The following is a 2,793-nucleotide window of genomic DNA, read 5'->3' on the forward strand; positions in this document are numbered from 1 at the left end:
TAAAAGCATATCCCAGACTTTCCCTGACTCTGGCATCTTTTAGATAAGGTCGCCGTGTATTGTAGGTTAACGTCAGGGTTTGGGGGTTATGGTTCTTTATAACTTCTTGTATCAGACGGTATTTTTTAATGCGGTTCTCGCTCAGCTGAGTATTCCAGATCGTTGGATCTGTGATCAGTCTGAAATCATATTGATTACTGAAGAGTGACTCGAGGAGCACAGATTCGTTTCCGTAATATTCGTACACCATACGGTCAAAATTATACCGACCCCGGTTAACAGCCAGTTCACGAGCCCAATAATCCTTGTTTCTCTTGTAAGTGATGGATCGTCCGGGATTGATTTTAGCCACTTGATAAGGGCCGCTGGTGATGGGGACTTCAAGCCCGGGCGCCGGAAAAACCCTGTCTTTCCAGTAGTGTTCGGGAAGTATGGGCATTTGCCCCAGGATCAGTGGCAACTCACGGTTTTTGTTGTTTTTAAAGGTAAATAGAACCCTCATGGGCGCTGTGACTTCAGCTTTCTCGATATCATCATAGAAATGACGGTAGAACGTTGAGCCTTTCTCCCTTAAGAGATCAAAAGTGAATTTGACATCACTGGCTGACACACTGTGGCCATCGTTAAAGCGGGCCTTGGGATTAATGTAGTAGGCAACCCAGTGGTTATCCGGGTCTAACTCAATGGCTTGAGCAATCAAACCGTATTTACTTAGAGGTTCGTCCCAGGATCTTTGCAGCAGGGTGTCATAGAGCAAGTCGCTGCCAGCGGCTGCTGAACCGCGATCTACAAAAGGTGTAAGACTGTCAAACTGGCCAATCACTGCCTGTCTGAATTCACCGCCTTTTCGGGCCTGCGGGTTGGCGTAGTCAAAGTGTTCAAAATCTTTTTGGTACTTTGGTTCGCCATAGAGACTGATGGCATGCTTCAGAGGGATCTTGTCAGATCCCCATGCGAAACAGGCTGTTACTATCAGGAGTATACCCATGACCAGACGTGTCATTTTGGCTCTTCCTCCCACCAGATACTCAAGTCTATGGGGCCGTATAGACCTTCGTTTTCAGGATAGTTGTAACGGTGTCTGTGTGCTACCCGCCAGTAACGATGATAGAGCTGGGGAATAGTGTAATTTTCCCAGAGCAAGATACGATCCAAAGCCCTTGTGGCTGCTTGTAACTGGTCGATCGATTCAGCCTTGATAATATGCTCAATCATGGCATCAACAGCAGGGTGATTGACACCTGCCAGATTCTGGGTGCTTTGCTCATTGGCACTGCTGCTGCTCCAGTATTCTCTTTGCTCGTTGCCAGGCAGATCAGGCTGGTGGAAGGTTCTGAGCAGCATATCGTAATCCTGATTGCGCACTCTTCGAACGTACTGGGAGACATCCACCGAGACGATCTGCATATCAATACCGAGTATCTTCAGATTACTCTTGAATGGTATGGCAACACGTTCCTGTTCTGGCACTGCCAGCATCAGTTCGAACTTCAGTGGCTCGCCGGTTTCCTTGTTGACCCTTTTGCCATTTTTGAGTTCCCAGCCTGCCTGTTTTAGAAGGCGATTGGCATAACTGAGTTGCTTCCGAATATTACCAGTGCCATCCGTTTTTAAGCCTGTCCAGGATTGTTTAAACAGTCTCTCAGGAAGGATATTTCGATAAGGCTCAAGCAGTTTGACTTCAGCCTTATCGGGTATTCCTGTTTGGGCAAACTCCGTACCGGCAAAAAGACTCCCGGGCACTGAATAGATACCATAAAGGAGGTTAGCGTTGGTCCAGGCTGCATCATAACCCTGACTGATCGCTTCTCTGACGCGTTGATCCTGAAAGAGGTCTTTTCGACTGTTAAAGATAAACGACTGAACCTGAAAGCTCTTGCGCGGGTAATTTTTCTTGATAATCTTCCCGGTATCTATGTCTTTTCCCTTGTATGCATAAGTCCAGTTTTTAGCCAGATTCTCGACTCGGATATCATATTGCCCAGCAAGAAAAGCTTCCAGAGAGAGGGTAGAGTTCCTGAAATACTCCAATTTGATCTGCTCAAAGTTATTTCGACCAATATTCACTGGCAGTTTTTCAGCCCAGTAATGCTTGTTTCGCTCAAGAAACACGCTCTTGCCAAGCTCGTATTGTCTGATGCTGTAAGCGCCTGAGCTGACAGGAATATGGATCGTATGATCGTCTCCCCGGGACTGTTGCCAGTAGCTGTTGTGAATTACGGGTAACTGGGCCAGTCGAAAGGGCAACTTCTTGTCTTCAGGGGTATTCAGGGTAAGTTTTACCCGGTTTCCGGGTTCAATTTTTATTTGATCAACATCCTTTAAAAGGTGTTTAAAGTTGGAGAAATCACCATTTTTGTATTGAAGAAAGGTATCTCTTATGACCTCGGCATTAATTGGGCTGCCATCGGCAAAACGGGCTTTTGGGTTAATAACAAAGCGTATCCAGCGATTGTCATCAGGGTATTCGACACGTTCGGCGATCAGAGGATAAAGACTGCCGGGCTCATCCCGACTGGCATACATCAGGCTGTCATAGATGTAAGGACCAACGGCTGCAGGTAGTCCTTTGGCACTAAAGAGGTCAAAAGTGTCATAGGTACCAAGAGCAGCGAGTCTGACCTTGCCCTGACGGGGAGCATCAGGATTGATATAGGAAAAGTGTTGAAAGTCAGCAGGATATTTGGGAGTGCCGATCAGGTTAATAGCATGACTGTTGTGATAAGGTTGCTGAATACCGGCGACCTTATCTAAAAGATGCCAGAGTCAGGGAAAGTCTGGGATATGCTTTTA

The 2,793-nt window shown here is 46.6% G+C and carries 2 protein-coding genes; both read right to left on the minus strand.

Annotation, left to right across the window (positions count from 1 at the left end):
* A partial coding sequence (locus tag KDK18_RS12435; RefSeq protein WP_257255245.1) for an extracellular solute-binding protein occupies positions 1-1,003 on the minus strand: 1,003 nt, incomplete at its 3' end.
* Positions 1,000-2,526 carry an extracellular solute-binding protein gene (locus tag KDK18_RS12440; RefSeq protein WP_257255246.1) on the minus strand — a complete coding sequence of 509 codons (1,527 nt, stop codon included), beginning with the start codon at positions 2,524-2,526 and terminating at the stop codon, positions 1,000-1,002. The genes KDK18_RS12435 and KDK18_RS12440, both read right to left, overlap by 4 nt.
* Positions 2,527-2,793: the final 267 nt, after the last annotated feature.

The sequence above is a fragment of the Endozoicomonas sp. SESOKO3 genome, from assembly GCF_024606255.1.